This is a genomic window from Candidatus Pseudothioglobus sp. uisw_142, from assembly GCF_059512465.1.
In genome coordinates this window covers 1,650,945-1,673,827 of sequence record NZ_CM183452.1, presented here as the reverse complement: position 1 = coordinate 1,673,827, position 22,883 = coordinate 1,650,945, and the positions used below count along the sequence as shown (strand labels likewise).

The following is a 22,883-nucleotide window of genomic DNA, read 5'->3' as shown; positions in this document are numbered from 1 at the left end:
AAAAAACCATGTGCTATAATATTTTGCAATCGTATGCATTTTGCTTGCAATACTTAAGTTTTAGGAATTAGTTTACATACAAATATTATGGCAGAAATTGAATTAAAAAATCTAACAAAAAGATGGGGTAGTTTTGTAGGAGTTGATAACTTTAACCTTACAATAGCTGACGAAGAGTTTTTAGTATTGTTAGGCCCTTCTGGCTGTGGTAAGACTACGACAATGAGAATGATAGCTGGTTTAGAAACCATCACCAGTGGAGAAGTGCTCATTAAGGGTAAAGTAGTCAATACTCTAGAGCCAAAGGATCGCGACGTAGCAATGGTTTTTCAATCCTATGCGCTCTATCCCAACATGACAGTCTATGAAAATATTCGTTTTCCACTTAAGGTTAGGAAGATTGATAAAGCGCTTCATGATGAAAAAGTAATGAACGCTTCGGAGATGGTCGAATTGAATGACTTTTTGCATCGAAAACCTGCCGAGCTATCTGGAGGACAGAGACAAAGAGTAGCACTAGCTAGGGCAATTGTGAGGGAGCCGACAGTTTTCTTGATGGATGAACCGTTATCAAATTTAGATGCCAAGTTACGTGTTTCCACAAGGGCGCAAATTAAAAATCTACAGCATAATTTAAAAGTTACCACAATATACGTGACCCATGACCAGGTTGAAGCCATGACGCTTGCAGATCGAGTTGTAGTAATGAATGCTGGAATTGTACAACAGGTTGGAACACCTCAAGAAATATACAATAAACCGGCTAATAGTTTTGTAGCAAGCTTTATTGGATCACCTGCGATGAACCTATTAAAAGGATCAATAAGCGATGGCATCTTTACGAGTGAGGGAGTTAAGATTAAAGGGTTGAGTAAAAAGCATAATGGAAGTATAACCCTGGGTTTCCGTGCGGAGGACGCTGTAATCGTCAAATCCAAGGGTGATATTTCAGCGCCAGCATTCTCAATGGAGCTACTTGGTGATATGACTATGGTTTCAGTTAGACCTGGTGACGAACTTATTTCGATGAAGTCGGATAAGAATTATCATGTTGATATTGGCTCTAATGTGATGGCCAATATTTCTGCTAACTTGTGTTTATTGTTTGACAGTGAAACTGGTCAAATGTTAGAAAATGAGTGTTGAGCTTTCTATGAGTTATGATTCAAAATCTCAAAAAACTCTTGAAGTTGTTAAGGCAATGGAAGATGCTTTGGGAGCTAACTCAAATAACATGGATCAATATTTTCATAAAGAGTTTCGCTGGATGGGCAACCAGGGCTGCGGCATAAAAAATAACCTTGAGGAGTTTAGAAATAACTGGCAGCTGCCATTAAGGGCAGCCTTTACAGATCGGATATATAAGACGGACAAGTTTCTTGTGGATGGTGAATGGGCTTCCTGTTTTGGACACATCGATGCGCTTCATAGTGGTGAATTCATGGGTATTAAGCCAACGAATCAGCGTGTGAAAATTCATTACACAGATTTTTGGGAAGTCAGAGATGGTCTCATTATTGATAATTGGGTTAATGTTGATTTTCCAAGCATATTGTCTCAACTTGGAATTGATGTTTTCAATGGAATGGGCTGGGAAACGTTTGATCGAGGTGAAGTCCAACCACCAAAACCTAATTAATTGGAATTATTATGGCTATTAAATATTTAAAAAAAGGAAAGACAGCTGCTGACAAAGCAATTGATGATGCTGAGGTTAGTGAAGTTGTCAAAAATACTTTAAAAGTAATTGAAGAAAAAGGTGATTCTGCTGTTAGAGAGTTCTCAGAAAAGTTTGACAATTACTCACCAAAATCATACAAGTTAAGTTCAGCTGAGATTGATGGCCTTATTGCAAATGTGTCTGATAGAGATATGAAAGATATCAAGTTTGCACAGGAACAGGTCAGGAATTTTGCCCAGGCCCAAAGAGACTCAATGCAAGATATCGAAGTTGAAACAATGCCAGGTGTTATTCTTGGACACAAAAATATTCCTGTACAGTCAGTAGGTTGCTACGTACCAGCAGGAAAGTTTCCTATGGTCGCTTCAGCGCATATGTCAGTTGTGACTGCTAGTGTTGCAAAAGTTCCTAGAATTGTAGCCTGCACTCCGCCATATCAAGGTGCGCCAAACGCAGCCGTAATTGCTGCAATGCATCTTGGCGGTGCTCATGAAATTTATGTGATTGGAGGTATTCAAGCTGTTGGAGCTATGGCTCTTGGAACTGAGTCGATTAATCCAGTAGATATGCTCGTTGGCCCTGGTAATGCATTTGTGGCTGAGGCTAAAAGACAACTCTTTGGTAGAGTTGGTATTGACTTATTCGCCGGACCTACAGAAACGATGGTTATTGCTGATGAGACAGTTGATGCTGAACTATGTGCAACTGACCTTTTAGGTCAAGCCGAACACGGCTATAACTCACCAGCGGTTTTGGTTACGAACAGTCAAAAACTTGCCGAAGAAACACAAGTAGAGATTGATAGAATACTAACGATTCTTCCGACAGCAGATACGGCGGGTGTCAGCTGGGCAGAGTATGGCGAGGTTGTTGTCTGTGATACTTATGATGAAATGCTAGAAGTTGCCAATGATATTGCCTCAGAACATGTTCAGGTTATGACTGACCGTGATGACTGGTTTTTAGATCATATGCATTCTTATGGAGCACTATTCTTGGGTCCAAGAACAAACGTATCGAATGGTGATAAAGTGATTGGAACTAACCATACTTTGCCGACTAAAAAAGCGGGGCGTTATACAGGCGGTCTCTGGGTAGGAAAGTATCTCAAAACGCATAGTTATCAAAAAATAACAACGGATGAGGCAGCCGTAAAGATTGGAAGATACTGCTCTCGACTTTGCATGCTAGAGTCTTTTGTTGGTCATGCAGAGCAAGCCAATATAAGGGTTAGGCGCTATGGCGGTGAAGACGTACCATATGGGAAGGCGGCCCAGTAGTGCATAGAGCCAACCATCTTAAAGAGCTAATAAAGCCTCTAAGATTGAGTATGTATAGTTTTACGGAGGATGGAGTTCGAAGTAGCCTCGAGTCTCTATTTGATGAGGAGGCAATTATTCATCTATCCCACCCTTTTGGAGATATTCTAGGTCCAACTAGTTTTTATAATCAAGCACTTAAACCACTGTTTGAATCAATGCCTGATCTTGAAAGACGAGACTATATCGTTATCGCGGGGAAAACTGAAAAGGATTTGCATTGGGTTGGATGTGCTGGCTTTTACAATGGTACTTTTTTAAAGTCATTTTTAGATATCCCTCCAACTGGCCATATTGCACATATGCGATTCCATGAATTTTATTGCTTTCAGGAGGACAAAATAATTGAAGTTCAGGCGTTGTGGGACATACCTGAACTTATGATGCAGTCTGACTCTTGGCCAATGGCCCCAACTCTTGGAAGAGAATGGTGCGTCCCAGGCCCAGCAACAATGGATGGGATTTCAGATAGTCCATATGACCCTGAAAAAAGTGATGCCTCAATGGAGCATATTCTAGGAATGGCTAATGCTATGAAAAAGCATCCCTCTGAGGGCGGTCCTGAGGTCATGAAAATGGATTACTATTGGCATTCCAAAATGAATTGGTATGGTCCCTCTGGAATAGGAAGTGGAAGAGGCATTGAAGGTTTTAGAAACTGGCATCAAATACCATTTTTGAATGCTATGCCAGACAGAGGAAAAGATACAATTTATAGTAAGAGAGATGGTTGGGGTGATCAAATTGGATATCACTTTTTTGGAGATGGAGAATATGCAGCTGTAACTGGCTGGCCAAATATGAAACAAACACTCACTCATGATGGCTGGATGGGTATCGCCCCAAGTAATAAAGAGGTTTTTCTTCGGTCACTTGATTTTTGGAGGTTGGAAGAAGGAAAAATAAGGGAAAACTGGGTCATGATAGATATTCTGGATATCTATAATCAAATTGGTGTTGATGTTCTCGGTAGATTAAGAGAATTTAACAAAGCTAAAAACATAAACGGTAATTGATTTTGAAACTTCCGACTACACCATCATTTAGATTAGATAATAAAACTGCCCTTATTGCGGGAGCTTCATCTGGCATTGGTCTGGCTTGTGCTGTAGCACTTGCGGATGCAGGCGCTGAGGTCGTCTTGGCATCAAGAAATATTGAAGCTCTTCAAAAAGCTTCTGATGCAATAAAATTAAAGGGCAATAGTGTTGAGGCTGTTCAGCTGGATATTGCTGATACAGACGCAATCGAGCTTTTTTTTAAAAATCAAAAGCCCTTTGATATCCTTGTAAATAGTGCTGGCATGGGTCGTCATTCACCTTCATTAGAAACCTCTACTGAGGATTTTGATGAGGTCATGGATGTCAATCTTAGGGGCGCTTACTTTTTGACACAAGCAGTAGCAAGAGGACTGATAAAGGCAAAAAAACCAGGCTCACTAATTAATATTTCTTCTCAAATGGGACATGTTGGCGGAGTAGACCGAGCGGTATATTCTGCTTCAAAGCATGCTGTAGAGGGCTTTACAAAGGCCATGGCAATTGAATGGGGAGGTCATCAAATTAGGGTCAACACAATTTGCCCAACATTTATCCGAACGGCGTTAACACAGTCTACATTTGATAATCCTGAACGCAAAAAGTGGATTGAAGAAAAAATAAAACTTGGACGTGCAGGTGAAGTTGAAGATATTATGGGGGCAGTGGTATTTCTAGCCTCAGAGGCATCTGGCATGATTACAGGTTCAGCATTGATGATTGATGGAGGCTGGACAGCGGACTAATGAGCACTCAAAAAATTACATCAATGGAGGTAGCAAAATTAGCTGGTGTAAGCCAGTCTGCTGTTTCAAGGGTCTTCACACCTGGCGCTTCATCCTCTAAGAAAACAAACGAGCTAGTTCGTAAAGCAGCAGCAGAATTAGGATATAGGCCCAATGTGTTAGCGCGTTCATTAATCACAGGAAAGTCTCGAATGATTGGGCTCGTAGTGGCATATTTGGATAACTACTTTTATCCAGAGGCTTTGGAGTTACTCTCAAGTGCTCTTCAAAAGAAAGGTTATCACGTTTTAATTTTTATGTCTGGAAACAAAGAGGGTGACATTGCTGATGCGGTAGATGAAATTTTAGATTATCAAGTTGATGGCATTATAGCTGCTTCGGTTTCTATGTCCTCAGACCTTGCTAAGAGATGCACCTCTGCAGGTGTTCCAGTTGTTTTATTTAATCGAACTCAAGATGATGATAGGCTATCGGCGGTAACCTCTGATAATTTTCAAGGTGGTCAGAAAGTTGCTAGATTTCTTTTGGCAGGTGGGCATAAGCGTATTGGATATATTGCTGGTTGGGAGGGGGCATCGACTCAACGAGACCGAGAAAAAGGCTTCACTGAAGAACTAGTTAGAAATGGACAGGAATTATATGCAAGAGAAGTAGGTAACTTTAATTCTGATGAAGCCAGACAAGCGGCGCGAACAATGTTTTCTAAACAAAATTTTCCAGATGCAGTATTCGTTGCTAATGATGCTATGGCAATTGCAGTAATCGATGTTATTAGGTTTGAGCTAGGATTACAAGTCCCTGAACAAGTTTCTGTCGTTGGTTATGATGATGTGCCTATTTCCTCATGGCCTGCTTATGATTTAACAACAGTTCGACAGCCAGCCAATCGAATGGTAGCTGAAACGGTTTCAATTCTAATTGAGAGCATTGAAAATAAAACAACAACTGCTAGAAGAGTTGAAATTGATGGACCACTAATGGTTAGGGGTTCTGCAAAAATTTCTGATAAATAGGAGAGAATAGAATGAAAGGGTTTGATTCACAATATGCTAATTTTCCTGACTGGATTAATGGCATTACTCATGAAATTTGGGAAGAAAGGGGTATTGATAAGCTCCTTTACTTGTACTCAGATGATATTATTTTAAGGGCCCCACCCTCCCTTGTGATTGGAAATAAGACGGTTATTGATGCAACAAAAGCAACATTATCAGAATTTCCTGATCGTAAGTTATTAGGAGAAGATGTAATTTGGTCAGGGACACCGGAGACCGGTATGTTGTCCTCACATAGAATTATTTCTACAGCTTCTCATCTGGGAGATGGCTCATTTGGGAAGGCAACAGGTAAGAAGGTTGTTTTTAGAACAATCGCAGACTGTCATGCTATTAACAATCAAGTAAATGATGAATGGTTAATTCGAGATCAGGGCGCTATTGTTCGCCAGCTTGGAATGATGCCAAAGGATTTTGCAAGAGATCAAATAAATCTCGAAGGCGGCATAGAAAAATGCAACCATCCATTTAATGATTCTAAGGACAAGAAAGGCCCCTACATCGGCAATGGAAATACGAATGCGTGGGGTGAAAAGTATGTCGATATACTTAATCGTATTATGAACGATGACGCTTCGGTTTATAGATCTGAATATGATCGTGGATGTCATCTAGAATACCCAGGAGGGGTATGTGGTCATTCGTATGTGGATGCTGAAGAGTTTTGGAGAGGGATACGCTCTTCTATGCCAAGCGCAGTTTTTAGAGTCGAACATCAAATTGGACGTGAAGATAGTCACCTCTCTCCCAGAGTTGCAGTGAGATGGAACCTTAAAGGCAAGCATGATGGTTGGGGTATTTTTGGTGAACCTACTGGTGCTGACTTATATGTAATGGGCGTTTCACATGCAGAATTTGGACCTTGGGGGCTTAGGAGAGAATATACACTCTTCGATGAAACAGCAATCTGGAAACAAATCATCATTAAGACAGGTTAAAAAATGACCCCAGAAGAAATGGAAAAATTTATCGTTCGGTATTCAGACTTGAAGCCTTGCAAGACCGCTTTCATTGATGCCCATACACCAGGATCTGATCAAAAAGAAAACTTTACTATTATAGGTGGTGGCGTTTCAGAAAGTCGAGACCAGCATGTACATATTAATGAAACTCCAGGTTTTAATATAGGTGCGGCTGGACAACCACCTGGTTGCAAGAACTCTTTGCATACTCACACAACTGCTGAAGTCTTTTATGTGCTCAAGGGAAGCTGGCGTTTTTTCTGGGGACGCTATGGCGAAGATGGAGAATTGTTTGCAAATGAAGGCGACTTGGTGAATATACCAACAGGGATATTTAGAGCTTTTGAAAATGTTGGAGATGGCTATGGAATGTTAATGGCCATTCTTGGTGGCGATGATGCAGGGGGCGGTGTGACATGGGCCCCTGAGGTGATTAATGACGCTAAGGATTTTGGACTTCTGCTTGGAGATAACGGGGTCTTATATGATACAAAAAAAGGAGAGTTGCTTCCAGAGCATATTGCGCCCATGCAATTATTAACTGATGAAGAGCTTAAAAACTTCCCAAAGGTTACGACAGAAGTTTTTATGAGTAATTTTTTTGTCAGTGCATCAGACTTATCTCACCACTCTAAAGACACACCACTTAAGGTGATAGGAGCTAATGGTCTTTTGAAAGATAAGCCAGGGTTTGAGGTGGATTTCATTTCGAATGAGACCTTTGTTGACGAAATGCACTCACCCAGCCAATACGAAGTCAACATGGTTATGAGAGGCGAATGGACTCTCGAGTGGGATGGAAATTCAACTCGCATTTCTGCTGGAGATACTTGCTTAATTCGCCCCGATTTATCCTACAAGATGACCCCTATTGGTTTAGATGAAGCGAGCTTATTTAAAGTTACAAAAACAAACGACCCAGCAGGGTCAACTTGGAGAGAATAGTTTAATTTATAAAGGAGAATTAATTGAGTAGAATTTTAACGAGCCATGTAGGTTCATTGCCAAGAGGTCAAGAGGTTGTAGATTATATTTTTGCAAGAGAAAATAATCAAGAATATGATGAAAAAAGTTTTGATGCATGCATGCAAAACAACGTTTTGACTACAGTTGAAAAGCAAAAAAAAGCGGGCATTGATATTGTGAGTGATGGAGAAACCTCAAAAATATCATACGCAACTTATGTTAAAGACAGATATACGGGATTTTCTGGAGATAGCCCTAGAAATGCTCCAGAAGATCTGAAGCTCTTCCCAGGATTTTTAAAAAGACTTTCTGATGATGGTGGAACGCCTCAATATGCTAGGCCGATGTGCACAGGTGAAGTTAAATCAAAAGGACAGGGGGAACTTCAAAAAGATATTTTAAACTTAAAAAAAGCAATGTCTGTAAATGACGTTCAAAGAGGCTTTATGAATGCGGCGTCACCTGGCGTCATTTCTTTATTTTTGCAGAATGATTACTATCCAACTCGAGATGCATATTTAGCAGCACTGGCTGATGCAATGAAAGATGAGTATGAAACAATTGTCGGATCGGGCTTAGACTTGCAGCTTGATTGCCCTGATCTTGCTTTATCTCGGCATATGCTTTTCAGTGATCTATCTGACTCTGAATTCATAAAGATTGCAGAATCACATATGGAGGCACTGAATCATGCCTTGTCGAATGTTCCAGAAGAAAAAGTAAGAATTCATATTTGTTGGGGTAATTATGAGGGACCTCATTGCTGTGATATTGATATGAATAAAGTTTTTGGAACATTGATGAAAGCAAAGGCTCGATATACTTTATTTGAGACATCAAACCCCAGACACGCTCATGAATGGACAGTTTTTCGTGATCGTAAGAGTGAAATACCTGATACTAAAATACTTGTTCCAGGTGTTGTAGACACAACAACTAACTTTATTGAGCATCCTGAGTTGGTGGCTGAACGAATCAATAAATTTGTCAATATAGTCGGAAAAGAGAGAGTCATTGCGGGTTCAGACTGCGGTTTTGGTACTTTTGCAGGTTTTGGTGCAGTGGATCCAGACATTGCATTTGCTAAGCTAGAGTCACTATCCGAGGGTGCTAAGATTGCGAGCAATCAATAGTGAAGACTCTTGTTATGATTCCTGGAATGATGTGTGATGAACGTATTTTTGCACCACAAATTGAAGGACTTAGCGATTCAATAAGGATTATTGTCGCAGATATTTCTGGACATTCAACTGTTCAGGACTTAGCAGCTGAAGTACTGAAAAAATCACCACCCAAGTTTCATCTCTTAGGTCATTCTATGGGAGGTATTGTCGCTATGGAGATGTACGCCCAGGAGCCCAGTCGAATTGAAAAGTTGGTGCTTATGGATACCAATCATAAAGCGGAGCTTGAAGAGGTTAAAGCGATGAGAGACCCTCAAATGAAGGCTGCAAAGGAAGGCAAGCTTGTTGATGTCATGCGTGATGAGATGAAGCCTAACTATTTAGATGCTAGTGATAATCGAGAGAGTATCCTCCATACCTGTATGGAGATGGCTAAATCGATGGGCCCAGAAGTATTTATAAATCAATCAAAGGCCTTGAAAACAAGAGTAGACCAACAAAGTACATTGCGCTTAATTGCGGTTCCAGTATTGGTGATATGTGGCTCCAACGATATATTATGTCCAGTAGAAAGGCATGAGTTGATGCATAGTATAATCAATGATTCAAAGTTAAAAATTATTAACAATGCTGGTCATATTCCTACATTAGAGCAACCAAAAGAAACAACAGAGGTATTAAAAAAATGGCTAAATTAGATCCAGAATTACTCACACTCCTTCGCTCAGTTGATACGCCAACGGTCTGTAACGCTATCGAAGTGGCTCAAGGCAAAAGGGGTTTTTCAAAGTTTACACGAGGCACAATGATTTGCTCAGATCCTGAAGGTGGGTCTATGGTTGGTTTTGCCAAGACTGCAAAAATTGCTGCACTTGATCCACCGACCGAAAATCAAGATATTATTAAAGAGCGCAGAATGAATTACTACCGATATATGTCCGAGGTTGATGGGCCAATGGTCACTGTAATTGAGGATGTTGACTATCCTGATTGTATTGGTGCTTATTGGGGTGAGATTAATACAAAAGTTCACAAAGGGTTTGGACTATCAGGAACTCTAACAAATGGAGTAATGAGAGACTTAGGGGATCTTGCTGAAGACTTTCCGGTTGTTGCAGGATCGGTTGGTCCTAGTCATGGTTTTGTCCATGTGCGTGAGATAGATACCCCTGTAAATATTTTTGGAATGACGGTGACACCAGGCGAGTTAATTCATGCTGATCGTCATGGAGCTGTTGTAATTCCAAATGAAGTTATACCTATTTTGAAAGATTCAATTCACAAGTTGTTTGCATCTGAGAGGCTCATATTAGATCCTGCAGAAAAAACAGAATTTAGTTTTGATGATTTTCAAAAAGCATGGGAGGATTTTGAAAAATCCCGCACCTAGTTTTAAATCATTTATGCACCAAGTTGATCTAAAGATTATCTAATTTAAAAGAAAAAATTATGTCAAAACATGATTGTAAATTTTATTTAACATATGCAAAGGCTTTGAGCCATCCGGGAGACTTCTCTTCGAACATTGCGAGTTTTTACAGTGAGGATGCTGACATTAATGTTGTCCACCCTTTTAATCAGCTGGCTGGTGCAGATGCCTACCTCAATGAATTTTTATTGCCACTTCAACACTCATTTAAAGGCCTTTATCGGCGAGATGACATCTTCATGGCTGGAGAATTTGAGGGACAAAATTGGATCAGTTCAACTGGTTATTATGTAGGGCAATTTGTAAGAGATTGGATTGGCCTTAAAGCGACGAAAACACTGAGTTATTTGCGCTATGGTGAATTCCACCGCATTGAGAAAGGCCAAGCTGTTGAAAGCTATATCTATCTTGACATTCCAGAACTGATGATTGCCTGTAATCAATGGCCTTTGGATATGGGGCCAGGGGATTCGCGAGGATACACCGGGCTGATACAGGGCCCTGCATCAAGGGATGGCGTCCTTATAAATTCTTTAGACCCTGCTGAAGGTCAGCAAAGCTATCAAATTGTGACTGATATGCTAGACAAATTAGCAACAAAGGATGAGGCTTGGCGTCCCTATTGGCATAAGAATATGATGTGGTATGGGCCGGGTGCGTTTGGCTCTTTTATTGGTATTGAGGAGTTCGCTTCATTTCAGGTTCCATTTGAATCTCAGTTTGAAGGATGGTCAGGCGGAACAAAAAATAATGGCCTTACAGAACACTTCACAAGATTTGGCGAGGGTAATTACACCTGTTCAGGAGGCTGGCCATCCTTGACCGGTATCAACGTTAAACCCTTCTTAGGACAAGGACCAACAAATAAACGCGTTTTAATGCGTGTTTGTGATTGGTGGCGCCGTGAAAATGAGCTTTTAGTAGAAAATTGGGTGTTTGTCGATGTACCGCATCTTTTATTGCAGTTGGGATATGACCCACTCCCGAATTGGCAGAAGTAGAGTGGCTTTAAAAAATAATTTTTAGGCACTTAGGCATAACTATTTATTGTTAGGATTTAAGTTATTAAGATATACTATTTACTGAATACGAATGCAAAATGATAGCTCAAAGATATTTTACTGTGTTATAATAATTTGCAATCGTATGCAAAAAAAGTTTTATGGTTTCATATGATGTATTATTAATGAGTATTTAATTGAAAAAAAGGAGTGATATTATGTTTTTAAAAAAGGTAGCTACAGTTGTAGCTCTTACTACTCTAGCTTCAAGTGCCTGGGCGGGTTGCGGCATTTCTGAAGGAAGAGTAAGTATTGTTGGTAATGAGTTCCCAGCGATCCAAACTATTGGAGCGGGAGCAATGGAATGTGCTGGTGATGGTGTTACAGTTGAAACAAACTTAACAGCTGATCATCAAAAAATTAATCTTCCAGGTATGACTGGTAATCCAGCTGAATTTACATCAGCGATTGTTGCAAACTCGTCTATTGTTGCACTAATGAACAATGATGTGATTAGACCTTTGAATGATCTTGTTGAAAAACATGGACAAGGTCTTCAGAAAAGCCAGTTAGTTACAATTGATGGAAATATTATGGGTATTGCTTTTATGGCGAATGCTCAACATCTTACTTACAGATCTGATTTACTCAAAGAGTTAAGAATTGCGGTACCGACTACTTATGAAGAAATGTTAGCGGCTGGTAAAAAAATTGCAGGATATGAGGGTTTAGGTATGCCGTACCCTCTTGGCGGTGCTTACGCAGCGGGTTGGAATCTAGCAGAAGAATTTGTCAATATGTACATTGGCCAAGGCGGTGAGTTCTTTAAGCCTGGTACAGCTGAGATTGCTGTGAACAATCAGCATGGTATTGATGCACTTAATATGATGAAAGCATTATCTGAGTATATGAATCCAGATTTCTTGACTCATGACTCAAACGCAACAAGTGCTGAATGGAAAGCTGGTAATGTTGCACTTATGAATATGTGGGGATCACGTATCGGTGCTCTTAGAGGTGACGAGGTTGATGCAACTGTTGTAGCTGCTACAGCTACTGCTGGCCCAATGACAGTTGGCGGCGGGTCAACTGCAGCTTCAACACTATGGTGGGATGGATTTACTGTAGCCAAGAACATTTCAGATGCAGATGCAGAGGCTACTTTTATGGCTTTGATGCATGCAATTCGTCCAGAAATGTTGAACGAAACGACTTCACCACAAGCGGTTTGGCTAATTGATGGTTATGAGCCTACTCCAGCTGCTGCAGGCGTATTTGCTGCTGCTGCAATGGGAACTAAGCCGTATCCAATGTTGCCATATGCAGGTCTAATGCATTCAGCTGCAGGAGTTGAAATAGTAGACTTCATGCAAGGTAAAGAAACTGCTGAGCAAGCTTTAGCTGGCTTAGAAGCGGCATACACAACAGCTGCGAAAGAAAAAGGTTATTTATAAGCTTTTATAAGTTGTTTATCTCCTAAGATTAGGGCGTGTGTTATACATGCCCTTTTCTTTTTTTGTATAATTGAGTTGATCTAATCTTATTATTTCCATATGAAGCATAAGACTTTTTTCTGGTTCTTTTTACCTACAGCCTTAGCAATGTTTTTGTTCATTGCCCTGCCCTTAACTTCGATTGTAAGTCAGTCACTTCATACACCTCATGATGCGGTTCTGGTTGTTGTTGAATCGTGTGATCCATTTGGTTGTAAATCTGAAACCACTATTGATCATGAGGCGAGTAAACAAATCAAAGAAGAGCAGCCAAAAGGCAAGTGGGTTGGATTTCAAATCTATACTGATAGAAACCATCTAGCCTTTAAAGAGGTCGGTGAGCTTTGGGAGAATAAGACAAACTTAATTGATTTTGTGTCAGGTCTTAATAATCTTCCATTCTATAGAGCAATGGGATTCACGATAACTTTTGTCCTAGTGGTAACACCATTAGTTATATTATTTGGATTGATAATTGCACTGGCAGTCAACTCGCTTCATCGACATCTTAAAGGGCTTATGGTTTTCTTTTCATTGCTACCAATGATTGTAACTCCTCTAGTTGGTTCGTTGATTCTGTTTTGGATGATTGATTCACGAGGTATTATTGGTTCAGGACTCCAAGAATTATTTGCAGATCCTAATCTGTCATTAAAGGCATCAACTGGTCTAACTTGGATAACACTCATTGTATATGGTGTTTGGCATTCTGCCCCCTTTGCCTTCATTGTTTTTTATGCTGGACTCCAGACTGTTCCGCAAGAAACTATAGAAGCAGCAATGATTGATGGAGCCTCTCGTTTACAGCAAACTTATCATGTCGTTGTGCCCCATTTATCTCCATTAGTAGCTTTTGTTGCTTTAATTCAACTGATGGATAATTTCCGAGTATTTGAGCCAATAGTTGGTTTTAGTGCCTCGGCACATGCGACCTCTCTTTCATGGATTATATGGAATGATATTGGTCAAGAAATCAGGCTTATGTCATCCGCTGCCACAACATCTGTGTTGACAATAATTGGTGTCATCATACTTCTAATGCCAGTTTTGATTAGAACATGGCGTGAATTCAATCCTCAGAAATAATATGACTTCAAATCAAATAAAAAGACCACTAGCACTCCAGATATTAATATATGGCTTTGTATTGTTCTGGTTTATTCTGGCAGCTTTTCCATTTATGTGGACTATGTGGGGCTCATTCAAAGTAGAGCTGGATTTTTTCTCTAAGTTAGACTGGACTAATGTTTTTTCTGGGGTAAGAACGCAAGTAGTATATGGAAAGTCTTTTACGGGTGCAGGTTATGATGGGGCGTGGATCCAAGAAGAGTTTTGGCGCGCTTTTCTTAATACAGCGATAGTTTGTTTTTGTACGGTACTCACATCATTAACTCTTGCAACTTTAGGTGGTTATGCACTTTCAAGGTCTGGTTTTCGTTATTCATTTTGGCTATTAATAATTGCACTTGTTTTTCGTGCGTTGCCCCCAATCACTCTTGTTTCAGGGTATCTACAACCCTTCTATGACTGGAATGTTTGGGGAACACTTCCGACCACTATTATTGTTTTAGTGGCTATAAACCAGCCATTTACATTGTGGATGCTGCACTCATTTTTTCAAACAATTCCGAAAGAGCTTGATGAGAGTGCAAAGGTAGATGGCTGTAGTCAGTTCCAAGCATTTCGACATGTCATTATTCCAGTGATGTGGCCAGGAGTTATTACTGCTGGACTCTTCTCATTTCTTTTGGCATATAATGATTTTGCTGTTACAGGGATACTGCTATCTCAAGAAAACCAAACCATGGTCCCTAAAATTGCCAGCTTTATGGGCACTACTCAAACAGAAGGTAATATTATGTTTGCGGTTGCAGCAGTTGTATCCTCCATAATTCCATTGTTTATTCTGGTTATGTTTTTCCAAAGACAGCTTGTTAGTGGATTAACAGCTGGTGCAGTCAAGGGCTAGTCATTGTCCACGTTTGATTATATTATCATTGGTGCAGGTTCTGCTGGATGCGTATTAGCCAATCGTCTGAGTGAAAATCCTGATAATACTGTTTGCCTTGTTGAGGGCGGTGGTAGCGATAAGAGTCCATGGGTCAAAATCCCAGCCGGTCTTTCTATGGCCATTGACCATAAAAAACTTGATTATAACTATAAGACCGCTCCCCAAAAACATTTGAATGACCGATTAATAAAGGTCAATCGAGGCAGGTGTCTTGGAGGATCGAGCTCCATTAATGGCATGATCTATATCCGTGGTAATAAGAATGATTATGATCATTGGGAAAGACTAGGATGCAAGGGCTGGTCTTATAATGATGTTTTGCCAATCTTTAAAAAACTTGAGAACGATCAAACAGGGGGAGACCCTACTTACCATTCGATGGATGGAGAGTGGCCAGTCGTTATTCAACAAGAGATCAATAAAACGGCCCAACGCTTTATCAGTGCGGGAAATCATATAGGACTTGCATATAACACAGACTTTAATGGCGCCTCCCAGTTAGGTCTGGGTGATTACAAGGTTACTCAGGATAAAGGCACTCGAGTGAACTCGTATAGAGCCTTTATTAAGCCTATTGTTTCGAGGACCAATCTAACCATAATGACTCATGCCAGAGTCCAATCAATTGAGATTGAAGGTGATACTGCTAAATGTTTGAAGATTCAAGTGAATGGTGTTGATAAAGAATTACATTGCAATAAAGAGATTGTGCTATCTGCTGGTGCCATTGAGTCACCAAGGATACTTTTATCCTCAGGGATAGGGAATAAGGAAGAGCTTGAAGCCGAAGGGATTAGATGTCAACACAATGTTCCAGGAGTTGGTGAGAATCTTCAAGATCACCTCGACACTATGGTCACAGTTCGATCAAACAAAGCAGAGTCAATTGGTATTTCTTGGAGGTCTCTGTTGCCAAAAGTCATTACCTCTCCATTCAATTTTCTTCTGAGGAGGATGGGTTGGTGGACGAGTAATTATGTTGAAGTTGGAGGTTTTGCAAATACAAAACTTGGCCAACCTGATTATCCCGACGTTCAGTTTCACTTCACGCCTATATACCGGAGTCATCGAGGCAGAAAGTTTGAGTTTGGGCATGGATACTCACTCTTTACATGTTTATTAAGACCCCATAGTAGAGGATCAGTAAAAATTAAGAAGGATGGAGACATACACAAGGCGCTGATTGACCACAATTTTTTATCTGATACCAGGGATGAGGCAACCATTGTTGAGGCAATTAAAAAAGCAAGAGAAGTTTTATCATCTGAAGAGTTTGACGAAGTTCGAGGAGAGGAGATGGCCCCAGGAAAATCTATCCAATCTGATGAGGATCTATTGGCATATATTCGTAAGACTGCAGTTACCGTCTATCATCCTGTAGGGACCTGCAAAATGGGTACTGACAATCTATCAGTCGTTTCATCAGGTGATTTAAAAGTAAAAGGTATGAGCAACCTTAGAGTGATTGACGCCTCAGTCATGCCAAGCATTGTTAGTGGTAATACCTCTGCCCCAACGATGATGATTGCTGAGCGAGGAGCTAGAATGATATTAGAAAAGGAATAAATATGACTACAAATTTTCAAAACGAAAAAAACTTAATTCGTGATTATTACAAAGCACTAGATTCTGCGAATGGTAATGATATTACAAAAGTTTTACAAAACTATATTAGTGAGGATTATATTTGGAGAGGTTTCCATCCTTTTAATGAGATTTCGGATGCTAAGGAGGTTTCTGAAATTTTCTGGCAGCCATTTCGTCATGCATTTAAAAATATTCAAAGACGTATGGATATTTTCATTGCAGGAAAAAATCAAATTGACGGATTTGAATCTGTCTGGGTAATTTCTATGGGAAATCTTATGGGTCTATTTGATAATGAATGGCTTGGAATTCAGCCCTCGAGAAAAATGGCCTTCCTTCGTTACTGTGAGTTTAATAAAGTTGAAAATGGAAAAATTACTGAAACAGCCATGTTTTTTGATATTCCACATGTCATGCTGCAGGTTGGATTAAACCCCTTTCCACCTCAAACAGGTGCCCATCTTGTTCAGCCAGGACCGATGACTCATGAGGGTTTGTTGTTCGAAGAGCAAAATATGGAAGAAGGTGAAAAGACACTAGCTTCAATAAACTTTATGATTGAAGATATTAAAGGTTGGAAGCACACAGGAAAAATATCATTAGTTGATGAGCTCAGAGCTAGCTGGAACGAAGACATGATTTGGTGGGGTCCTGCTGGTATTGGCTCAAGTTATACAATTGAAAGGTATGCTGAGCAGCACTCTGGTCCATTTAGGGCTGGTTTTAAGGATCGTATCTCTAATGGCCATCTTTGTAAACTTGCGGAAGGTCATTTTGGAGGTTTTTTTGGATGGCCTAACCTTACTCTAACTCCTACAGGTGGTTTTATGGGAATGCCTGCTTCGGAAAAACCTGGAGATATGAGGGTTATAGATATGTATCGTCGTGAAGGAGATAAACTCTCTGAAAATTGGATTTTTATTGATCTCTTGCATTTTTGGAATCAACAGGGTGTTGATATTTTAGATCGAATCAAAAAGACTCCAAGAACTTAAAAACTTATCAGTGAGCAGAACACAGCTCACTATTTTTACTTAATTTTTTTAACTTGAGTTTGATACTTTTTTAAATTAACATCAGTTATATTGAAGCAAATTTAAATCTCAAAATATGAGAAGAGGTCGAAGTAAAAGCGTTAGAGAGGTTACTAACTTTCAGCAGGCTCCCTATGGCCAAAAAAAGAACCCCTTTCAGCCGATGTCTATTTTTTCTGAGGATGAGATAGAAGCAATCCATCAGGCATCATTAAAGGTATTGTGTGATACTGGAATGGATATCCAGTCACCGCGCGCTGTCGAAATTCTCAAGAGAGAAGGCGCAATGATTGGTAGTGATGGGCGCCGGGTTAGGTTTGATCCTGACTTTGTGATGGAAAAAATTTCTACAACCCCTAGCGAATTTACTCTTCATGGAAGACACAAGGGCAGACACGTTCATGTTGGTGGCCAATCAGTCATCAATACTCTAGTATCGAGTGCTCCCAATGTCTCCGATCTGGATAGAGGCCGGATCTTAGGTAACTTTGAAGATTATTCAAACTTAATTAAGCTCGGAGAGATATTGAATACGGTTCATGCATTAGGAGGATACCCCGTTGAGCCTTGTGATTTAGATGTTAGTGAGCGACATTTGCATGCAGTATCGGCAGCAGCTCGTTTATCTACAAAGCCATTATTTGGATACGCTATCGGCAGCGAGAGAATGTTAGATGCCATCGAAATTGTTAGAATTGGAAGAGGTATTGACAGAGAAACTCTTTTAAAAGAGCCATCAATTACGACGGTCGTCAATGCGAACTCTCCATTAGTCTACGACAAGGCACTCTTGGAGGGAGCCATTGAAATGGCTGAACATAATCAGCCTGTCATCTATACGCCCTTCACTTTAGCAGGAGCTATGGCCCCAATTACAGTGGCAGGAGCACTCGTTCAGCAAAATGCAGAGTCACTTGCTGGCCTTGCTTTTCATCAATGTGTCAACCCAGGAGCTCCAGCGATCTATGGCAGCTTCACATCAAACGTGGATATGAAGTCCGGCTCCCCGGCATTTGGCACACCTGAATATACTCAGGCGACCATAGCAAGTGGCCAACTCGCCAGAAAATATAAAATCCCTCTTCGCGCCTCAAATGCAAACGCCTCCAATGCGCCCGATGAGCAATCCGTTTATGAATCTCAGATGTCTTTGTGGGCATGCCTACTTGGACAAGTGAATTTTATTTTGCATGGGCACGGCTGGATAGAGGGTGGGCTCTGTGCGTCATATGAGAAGGTCATCTTAGATGCAGAGATGAATCAAATGATGGAGGCATTTCTTATGCCATCGCCGGTTAATAATGACACTCTGGGGGTTGAGGCTATTGCAGAAGTTGGCCCTGCATCTCATTTTTTTGCAGCCCAGCAAACCCTAGATCGTTATGAAACTGAGCACTATAATCCAATGCTATCAGACTGGCGTAACTTTGAATCATGGAGAGATGCAGGATCCGAAACGGCTTCCCAAAGGGCTAATAAAATATGGAAGCAGCTTCTAGATGATTATAAAGAGCCTAAGCTTGCTCCTGAGGTCGAGGAGGAGCTTTCAGGATTTGTAGATAGAAGAGTTTCTGAAGGAGGGGCAGCGCCACTGTAAGTGCTAAATTTTTTCAATATTTTTTAACTTGAGTTTCATTCTTTTTTGAATTAACATTTAAAGTTTATTAATGGATTTATTATGAAAGATCAGGCAAGAGTGGTTGTAATTGGAGGCGGCGTTGTTGGTTGCTCAATCCTTTTTCACCTTGCAAAAATGGGATGGAAGGATGTTATCTTACTTGAAAGAAATGAGTTAACTTCTGGCTCTAGTTGGCATGCAGCAGGACAAATTCATACGATTAGTTCTGATCCAAATATTTCCAGACTTCAAGATTACACAATTAACCTTTATAAAGAGATTGAGGAGACCTCAGGGCACTCTGTAGGAATGCATAGCACTGGAGGATATTATTTGGCCTCTAACCAGAGCTGGCATGACTATCTTAAAAGGGAAAGATCCAAGGCAAGGTCAATGGGTCTTGAGCAAGAGTTTGTTTCTTTAGATGAGGTTGTTGAAAAGCATCCTCTTATTAATCCTGAAAATTATGTTGCAGCCTTATGGGACCCACTTGATGGTGATATAGATCCGTCAGGTGTGACTTATGCTTATGCAAAATCAGCACGAGTTCATGGAGCTGAGTTTTATACGTATACACCTGTTATTGAAACGAATCAAAGACCCGATGGCTCTTGGGATGTGGTGACTGAGAAAGGAAATATTCATGCTGAACATATTGTCAATGCTGGAGGGCTATGGGCTCGAGAATTGGGACGCATGTCTGGTATCCATTTGCCAGTTGTGCCCATGGAGCACCATTACTTAATTACCGAAGAGATAGATAAGATTACTGCACTTCCAGAGGGGCAGAGATTGCCTGCATGTATTGATTATGAAGCTAATATCTATTTCAGACAAGAGCGCTCAGGCCTTCTACTAGGAACCTATGAGCCTCAGTCAACACCCTGGTCTTTAGATGGTACTCCGCAAACGTTTGGACATGATTTACTGGAGCCAGATTTAGACCGAATCGCCGATCGATTGGCTTTAGCTTTTGAGCGTATCCCATCACTTCAGAATGCTGGCATCAAGGACACAATAAATGGACCATTCGTTTTTTCTCCAGATGGCAATCCTATGATTGGTCCAGTCCCTGGAATGAAGAATTACTGGACAGCAGTTGGCGTCATGGCTGGATTTTGTCAGGCTGGTGGAGTAGGAAAGACGCTAGCAGAATGGATGATTGAAGGAGAGCCATCGATTGATGTCTGGGCTATGGATATTGCACGCTTTGGAGATTTTGCGACTCCTGAATGGGGGGTTATTAAGTCATCAGAAAATTATGAACGACGTTTTGTGATGACCTTCCCTAACGAAACGCTTCCTAAAGGAAGGCGTCAGAAAACAACATCAATCTATGACCGTCTAACCCAGAAAGGTGCGGTATGGCAAGATTCTTTTGGCCTTGAAAATGCTCTTTGGTTTGCCAGCTCCCCGGAGGATGCTTACGAAGAGCCAACATTTCACAGGTCAAGATCTCATGAGTACGTAGCTAAGGAAGTCGAAGCTGTGAGGGCGTCTGTTGGTGCAAGTGAAGTCGCTAATTTTGCTAACCACAAGTTCACTGGCAAGGGCGCTAAAGCATTTTTAAATAAGGTGCTTGCAGGCCGGATTCCAAGCCCTGGAAGAGTGAATCTGACACCCATGCTTTTGGAGAGCGGTAAGCTCAATGGAGACCTGACTGTGGCCTGCATTGACGATGAAACTTACTACTTGTTTGGCTCCAGTGTTGCACAAAATATGCACCTTCGCTGGTTTGAGATGCATCTTGAGGGCATTCAAGACGTTGTCTATCAGAACATGACAGATGACTTTCATGGTATTGCAATATCAGGGCCCAATTCTCGAGAACTATTATCAAGGCTTACCAGAGAAGATGTTAGTTCAGATGGGTTTAAATTTAGAGATATCAGGGATACATTTGTTGGGGGCGTGCCAGCGCTCTGCGTAAGGATTTCATTTACTGGAGAGCTTGGCTATGAGATTTATGTGGCCCCTCAGTATCAACTGAAACTCTTTGAGGCTATAGAAGAGGTTGGAGAAGATTTAGATCTTAAGTGGTTTGGAGGCAGAGCTTTGATGTCTATGAGGCTTGAGAAGAGTTGGGGTGCGTGGACCATGGACTTCAGGCCAGACTTTACAATAATGGAGTCGGGTCTTGATTTTTTTGTGGACTGGGATAAAGACTTTATCGGGAAAAAAGCAGCCCTCATTGAGAAAATGAAGGGCCCAACCAAGAAGCTTTCAGTGATTCAAATTGAAACTAAAACGGATGTTAGTGGTGATGAGGCGGTGATGCATAACGGAGAATGTGTATCCTATATTACTTCAGGTGGTTATGGACACTCTGTTCAAAGATCACTTGCGATGACTTACTTACCTGTGGAGTTGATTGATTCCAAAACAACACTTGAAGTAGAAATACTCGGTGAGTTTCATAAGGCATCTATTGTAATGGAGCCACTTTATGATCCATCTGGATCAAAAATGCGTTAATTGAAGGAAGAAAGATATGAGTTTTACTGCAACTAAAAGACACCATGCAAAAATAGGTTCGCACCTAAAAGGTGAAGAGGATATCTATAGTCTAAATAAACATGCATTAGGCCCCGGAGAGCTTGCTGAGTCTGAATGGCTAGAGGCTGGTTTGGCAAACCCAGATATGACAAAAATTAGGGAATATCGACTCAAAAGAGTTCGAGAAAAACTTGTTGAATTTGACTGTGCAGGTATTCTTCTCTATGATCCGTTGAATATTCGTTACGCAACAGACAGTACAAATATGTCTTTGTGGACCTCCCATAATGCTGCTCGTTACGCGCTAGTAATGACGGATGGTCCTGTTATTATTTTTGAGTTTGATGCCCATGATTTTCTCTCAAATCACAATCCTTTAATTACTGAAGTCAGACATGCAGTCACCTATTTATACTTCACAGCTGGAGACAAGAGTAAAGAGAGAGCCAAGATATGGGCGTCAGAAATTGTTGATATAGTTAGTGAATACGGTAAAGGAAACAAAAAACTAGCGCTTGATCATTGTGCGCCAGAGGGAATTCATGAACTTCAGTCAAATGGACTTGAACTTGCTAATGGTGAAGAGGTTATGGAGCTCGCAAGGCTTATTAAGTCTGATGATGAGATGAAGGCGATGAGGCGATCTATCTTTTCATGTGAAAAATCAATGGAGCTGATGCGCAATCACTTTAAGCCTGGGATCTCGGAGCAAGAGCTCTGGAGTCGTTTCCAAATGGAGGCCGTTTCCAGGGGAGCAGAGTGGATTGAAACGAGACTACTTGCCTCAGGTCCCAGAGCAAATCCATGGTATCAGGAGTGCTCATCACGACCCATACTAAGCGGTGAGTTAATGGGTTTTGATACGGACCTGGTTGGCTCTTATGGATACTGTACTGATATGTCTAGGACATGGTTGTGCGGCGATGAGAAGCCGACTGATGAACAAAAAGAAATCTACACCATGGGCTATGAACAAATTCAAAATAATATGAAGTTGTTAAAACCAGGCGTAACCTTTAAAGAGTTAACACTTAATGCTAAGGAGTACTCGAAGCAGGAGTTTCGACATTACTCGGTCCTTTTCCACGGCGTAGGTTTGTGTGATGAGTTCCCTGCTATACCTTTTAGCTGGGAGCTAAATGAGAATAGTTTTGATGGCGTCCTAAAGCCTGGAATGGTTCTGTGCGTAGAAACCTATGTTGGTAGATTTAGTCGAGGGCCAGGCGTTAAACTTGAAGAACAAGTATTAGTGACTGAAAGTGGCCATGAATTGTTAACAAGTTATCCGTTTGAAAAGGATTTATTAATCTAAACTATAATTAAA

20 protein-coding genes are annotated in these 22,883 nt (G+C 40.8%); all 20 read left to right on the top strand.

Features of this window, described 5'->3' with window-relative positions:
- Positions 1 to 87 precede the first annotated feature (87 nt).
- The 20 genes from AC5YGB_RS08560 to AC5YGB_RS08465 all read left to right on the top strand — a co-directional run bounded on the left by AC5YGB_RS08560 (position 88) and on the right by AC5YGB_RS08465 (position 22,871).
- Entirely contained in the window at positions 88 to 1,146 is a 1,059-nt protein-coding gene (locus tag AC5YGB_RS08560; protein WP_496137265.1) for a sn-glycerol-3-phosphate ABC transporter ATP-binding protein UgpC, read from the top strand.
- Entirely contained in the window at positions 1,136 to 1,639 is a 504-nt protein-coding gene (locus AC5YGB_RS08555; protein ID WP_496137264.1) for an ester cyclase, read from the top strand. Before AC5YGB_RS08560 ends, AC5YGB_RS08555 begins: the two co-directional genes overlap by 11 nt.
- Before the next feature lie 11 nt (positions 1,640 to 1,650).
- A complete protein-coding gene (hisD, locus tag AC5YGB_RS08550; RefSeq protein ID WP_020026423.1) occupies positions 1,651 to 2,961 on the top strand; it encodes a histidinol dehydrogenase in 1,311 nt (436 codons plus the stop codon).
- A gap of 50 nt (positions 2,962 to 3,011) precedes the next feature.
- Positions 3,012 to 4,016 carry an ester cyclase gene (locus AC5YGB_RS08545; protein WP_496137263.1) on the top strand — a complete coding sequence of 335 codons (1,005 nt, stop codon included), beginning with the start codon at positions 3,012 to 3,014 and terminating at the stop codon, positions 4,014 to 4,016.
- Positions 4,013 to 4,783: an SDR family NAD(P)-dependent oxidoreductase gene (locus tag AC5YGB_RS08540; RefSeq protein ID WP_496137262.1), complete on the top strand. Its 771-nt coding sequence runs from the start codon at positions 4,013 to 4,015 to the stop codon at positions 4,781 to 4,783. Before AC5YGB_RS08545 ends, AC5YGB_RS08540 begins: the two co-directional genes overlap by 4 nt.
- Positions 4,783 to 5,796: a LacI family DNA-binding transcriptional regulator gene (locus AC5YGB_RS08535; protein WP_065353116.1), complete on the top strand. Its 1,014-nt coding sequence runs from the start codon at positions 4,783 to 4,785 to the stop codon at positions 5,794 to 5,796. The genes AC5YGB_RS08540 and AC5YGB_RS08535 overlap by 1 nt, the downstream gene beginning before the upstream one ends.
- An 11-nt stretch (positions 5,797 to 5,807) precedes the next feature.
- Entirely contained in the window at positions 5,808 to 6,776 is a 969-nt protein-coding gene (locus tag AC5YGB_RS08530; protein WP_496137261.1) for an ester cyclase, read from the top strand.
- Positions 6,777 to 6,779: 3 nt separating this feature from the next.
- The gene (locus AC5YGB_RS08525) at positions 6,780 to 7,745 is read left to right on the top strand and encodes a cupin domain-containing protein (RefSeq protein WP_496137260.1); all 966 of its coding nucleotides are present in this window, start codon (positions 6,780 to 6,782) and stop codon (positions 7,743 to 7,745) included.
- A 23-nt stretch (positions 7,746 to 7,768) separates the two neighbouring features.
- A complete protein-coding gene (locus AC5YGB_RS08520; protein ID WP_496137259.1) occupies positions 7,769 to 8,899 on the top strand; it encodes a cobalamin-independent methionine synthase II family protein in 1,131 nt (376 codons plus the stop codon).
- Positions 8,899 to 9,588: an alpha/beta fold hydrolase gene (locus AC5YGB_RS08515; RefSeq protein ID WP_496137258.1), complete on the top strand. Its 690-nt coding sequence runs from the start codon at positions 8,899 to 8,901 to the stop codon at positions 9,586 to 9,588. The genes AC5YGB_RS08520 and AC5YGB_RS08515 overlap by 1 nt, the downstream gene beginning before the upstream one ends.
- Positions 9,576 to 10,280 (top strand): RraA family protein, encoded by a 705-nt coding sequence (locus AC5YGB_RS08510; protein WP_496137257.1) that lies wholly within the window; start codon positions 9,576 to 9,578, stop codon positions 10,278 to 10,280. Before AC5YGB_RS08515 ends, AC5YGB_RS08510 begins: the two co-directional genes overlap by 13 nt.
- A 59-nt stretch (positions 10,281 to 10,339) precedes the next feature.
- Complete coding sequence (locus tag AC5YGB_RS08505) at positions 10,340 to 11,320, top strand: hypothetical protein (RefSeq protein ID WP_496137256.1); 981 nt, start codon at positions 10,340 to 10,342, stop codon at positions 11,318 to 11,320.
- A 218-nt stretch (positions 11,321 to 11,538) separates the two neighbouring features.
- On the top strand, positions 11,539 to 12,774 hold the full coding sequence (locus AC5YGB_RS08500; RefSeq protein ID WP_496137255.1) for an extracellular solute-binding protein: 1,236 nt from the start codon (positions 11,539 to 11,541) through the stop codon (positions 12,772 to 12,774).
- Positions 12,775 to 12,873: 99 nt separating this feature from the next.
- Positions 12,874 to 13,899 carry a carbohydrate ABC transporter permease gene (locus AC5YGB_RS08495; RefSeq protein WP_020028696.1) on the top strand — a complete coding sequence of 342 codons (1,026 nt, stop codon included), beginning with the start codon at positions 12,874 to 12,876 and terminating at the stop codon, positions 13,897 to 13,899.
- Position 13,900: 1 nt separating this feature from the next.
- The gene (locus AC5YGB_RS08490) at positions 13,901 to 14,782 is read left to right on the top strand and encodes a carbohydrate ABC transporter permease (RefSeq protein ID WP_020026434.1); all 882 of its coding nucleotides are present in this window, start codon (positions 13,901 to 13,903) and stop codon (positions 14,780 to 14,782) included.
- 3 nt (positions 14,783 to 14,785) lie between these two features.
- On the top strand, positions 14,786 to 16,390 hold the full coding sequence (locus AC5YGB_RS08485; protein ID WP_496137254.1) for a GMC family oxidoreductase N-terminal domain-containing protein: 1,605 nt from the start codon (positions 14,786 to 14,788) through the stop codon (positions 16,388 to 16,390).
- Between the two features lie 2 nt (positions 16,391 to 16,392).
- Entirely contained in the window at positions 16,393 to 17,406 is a 1,014-nt protein-coding gene (locus AC5YGB_RS08480; RefSeq protein ID WP_496137253.1) for an ester cyclase, read from the top strand.
- Positions 17,407 to 17,521: 115 nt separating this feature from the next.
- Complete coding sequence (locus AC5YGB_RS08475) at positions 17,522 to 19,042, top strand: trimethylamine methyltransferase family protein (protein ID WP_496137252.1); 1,521 nt, start codon at positions 17,522 to 17,524, stop codon at positions 19,040 to 19,042.
- Positions 19,043 to 19,123: 81 nt separating this feature from the next.
- Entirely contained in the window at positions 19,124 to 21,538 is a 2,415-nt protein-coding gene (locus AC5YGB_RS08470; RefSeq protein ID WP_496137251.1) for an FAD-dependent oxidoreductase, read from the top strand.
- Between the two features lie 16 nt (positions 21,539 to 21,554).
- A complete protein-coding gene (locus AC5YGB_RS08465) occupies positions 21,555 to 22,871 on the top strand; it encodes a M24 family metallopeptidase (RefSeq protein WP_496137250.1) in 1,317 nt (438 codons plus the stop codon).
- Positions 22,872 to 22,883 lie beyond the last annotated feature (12 nt).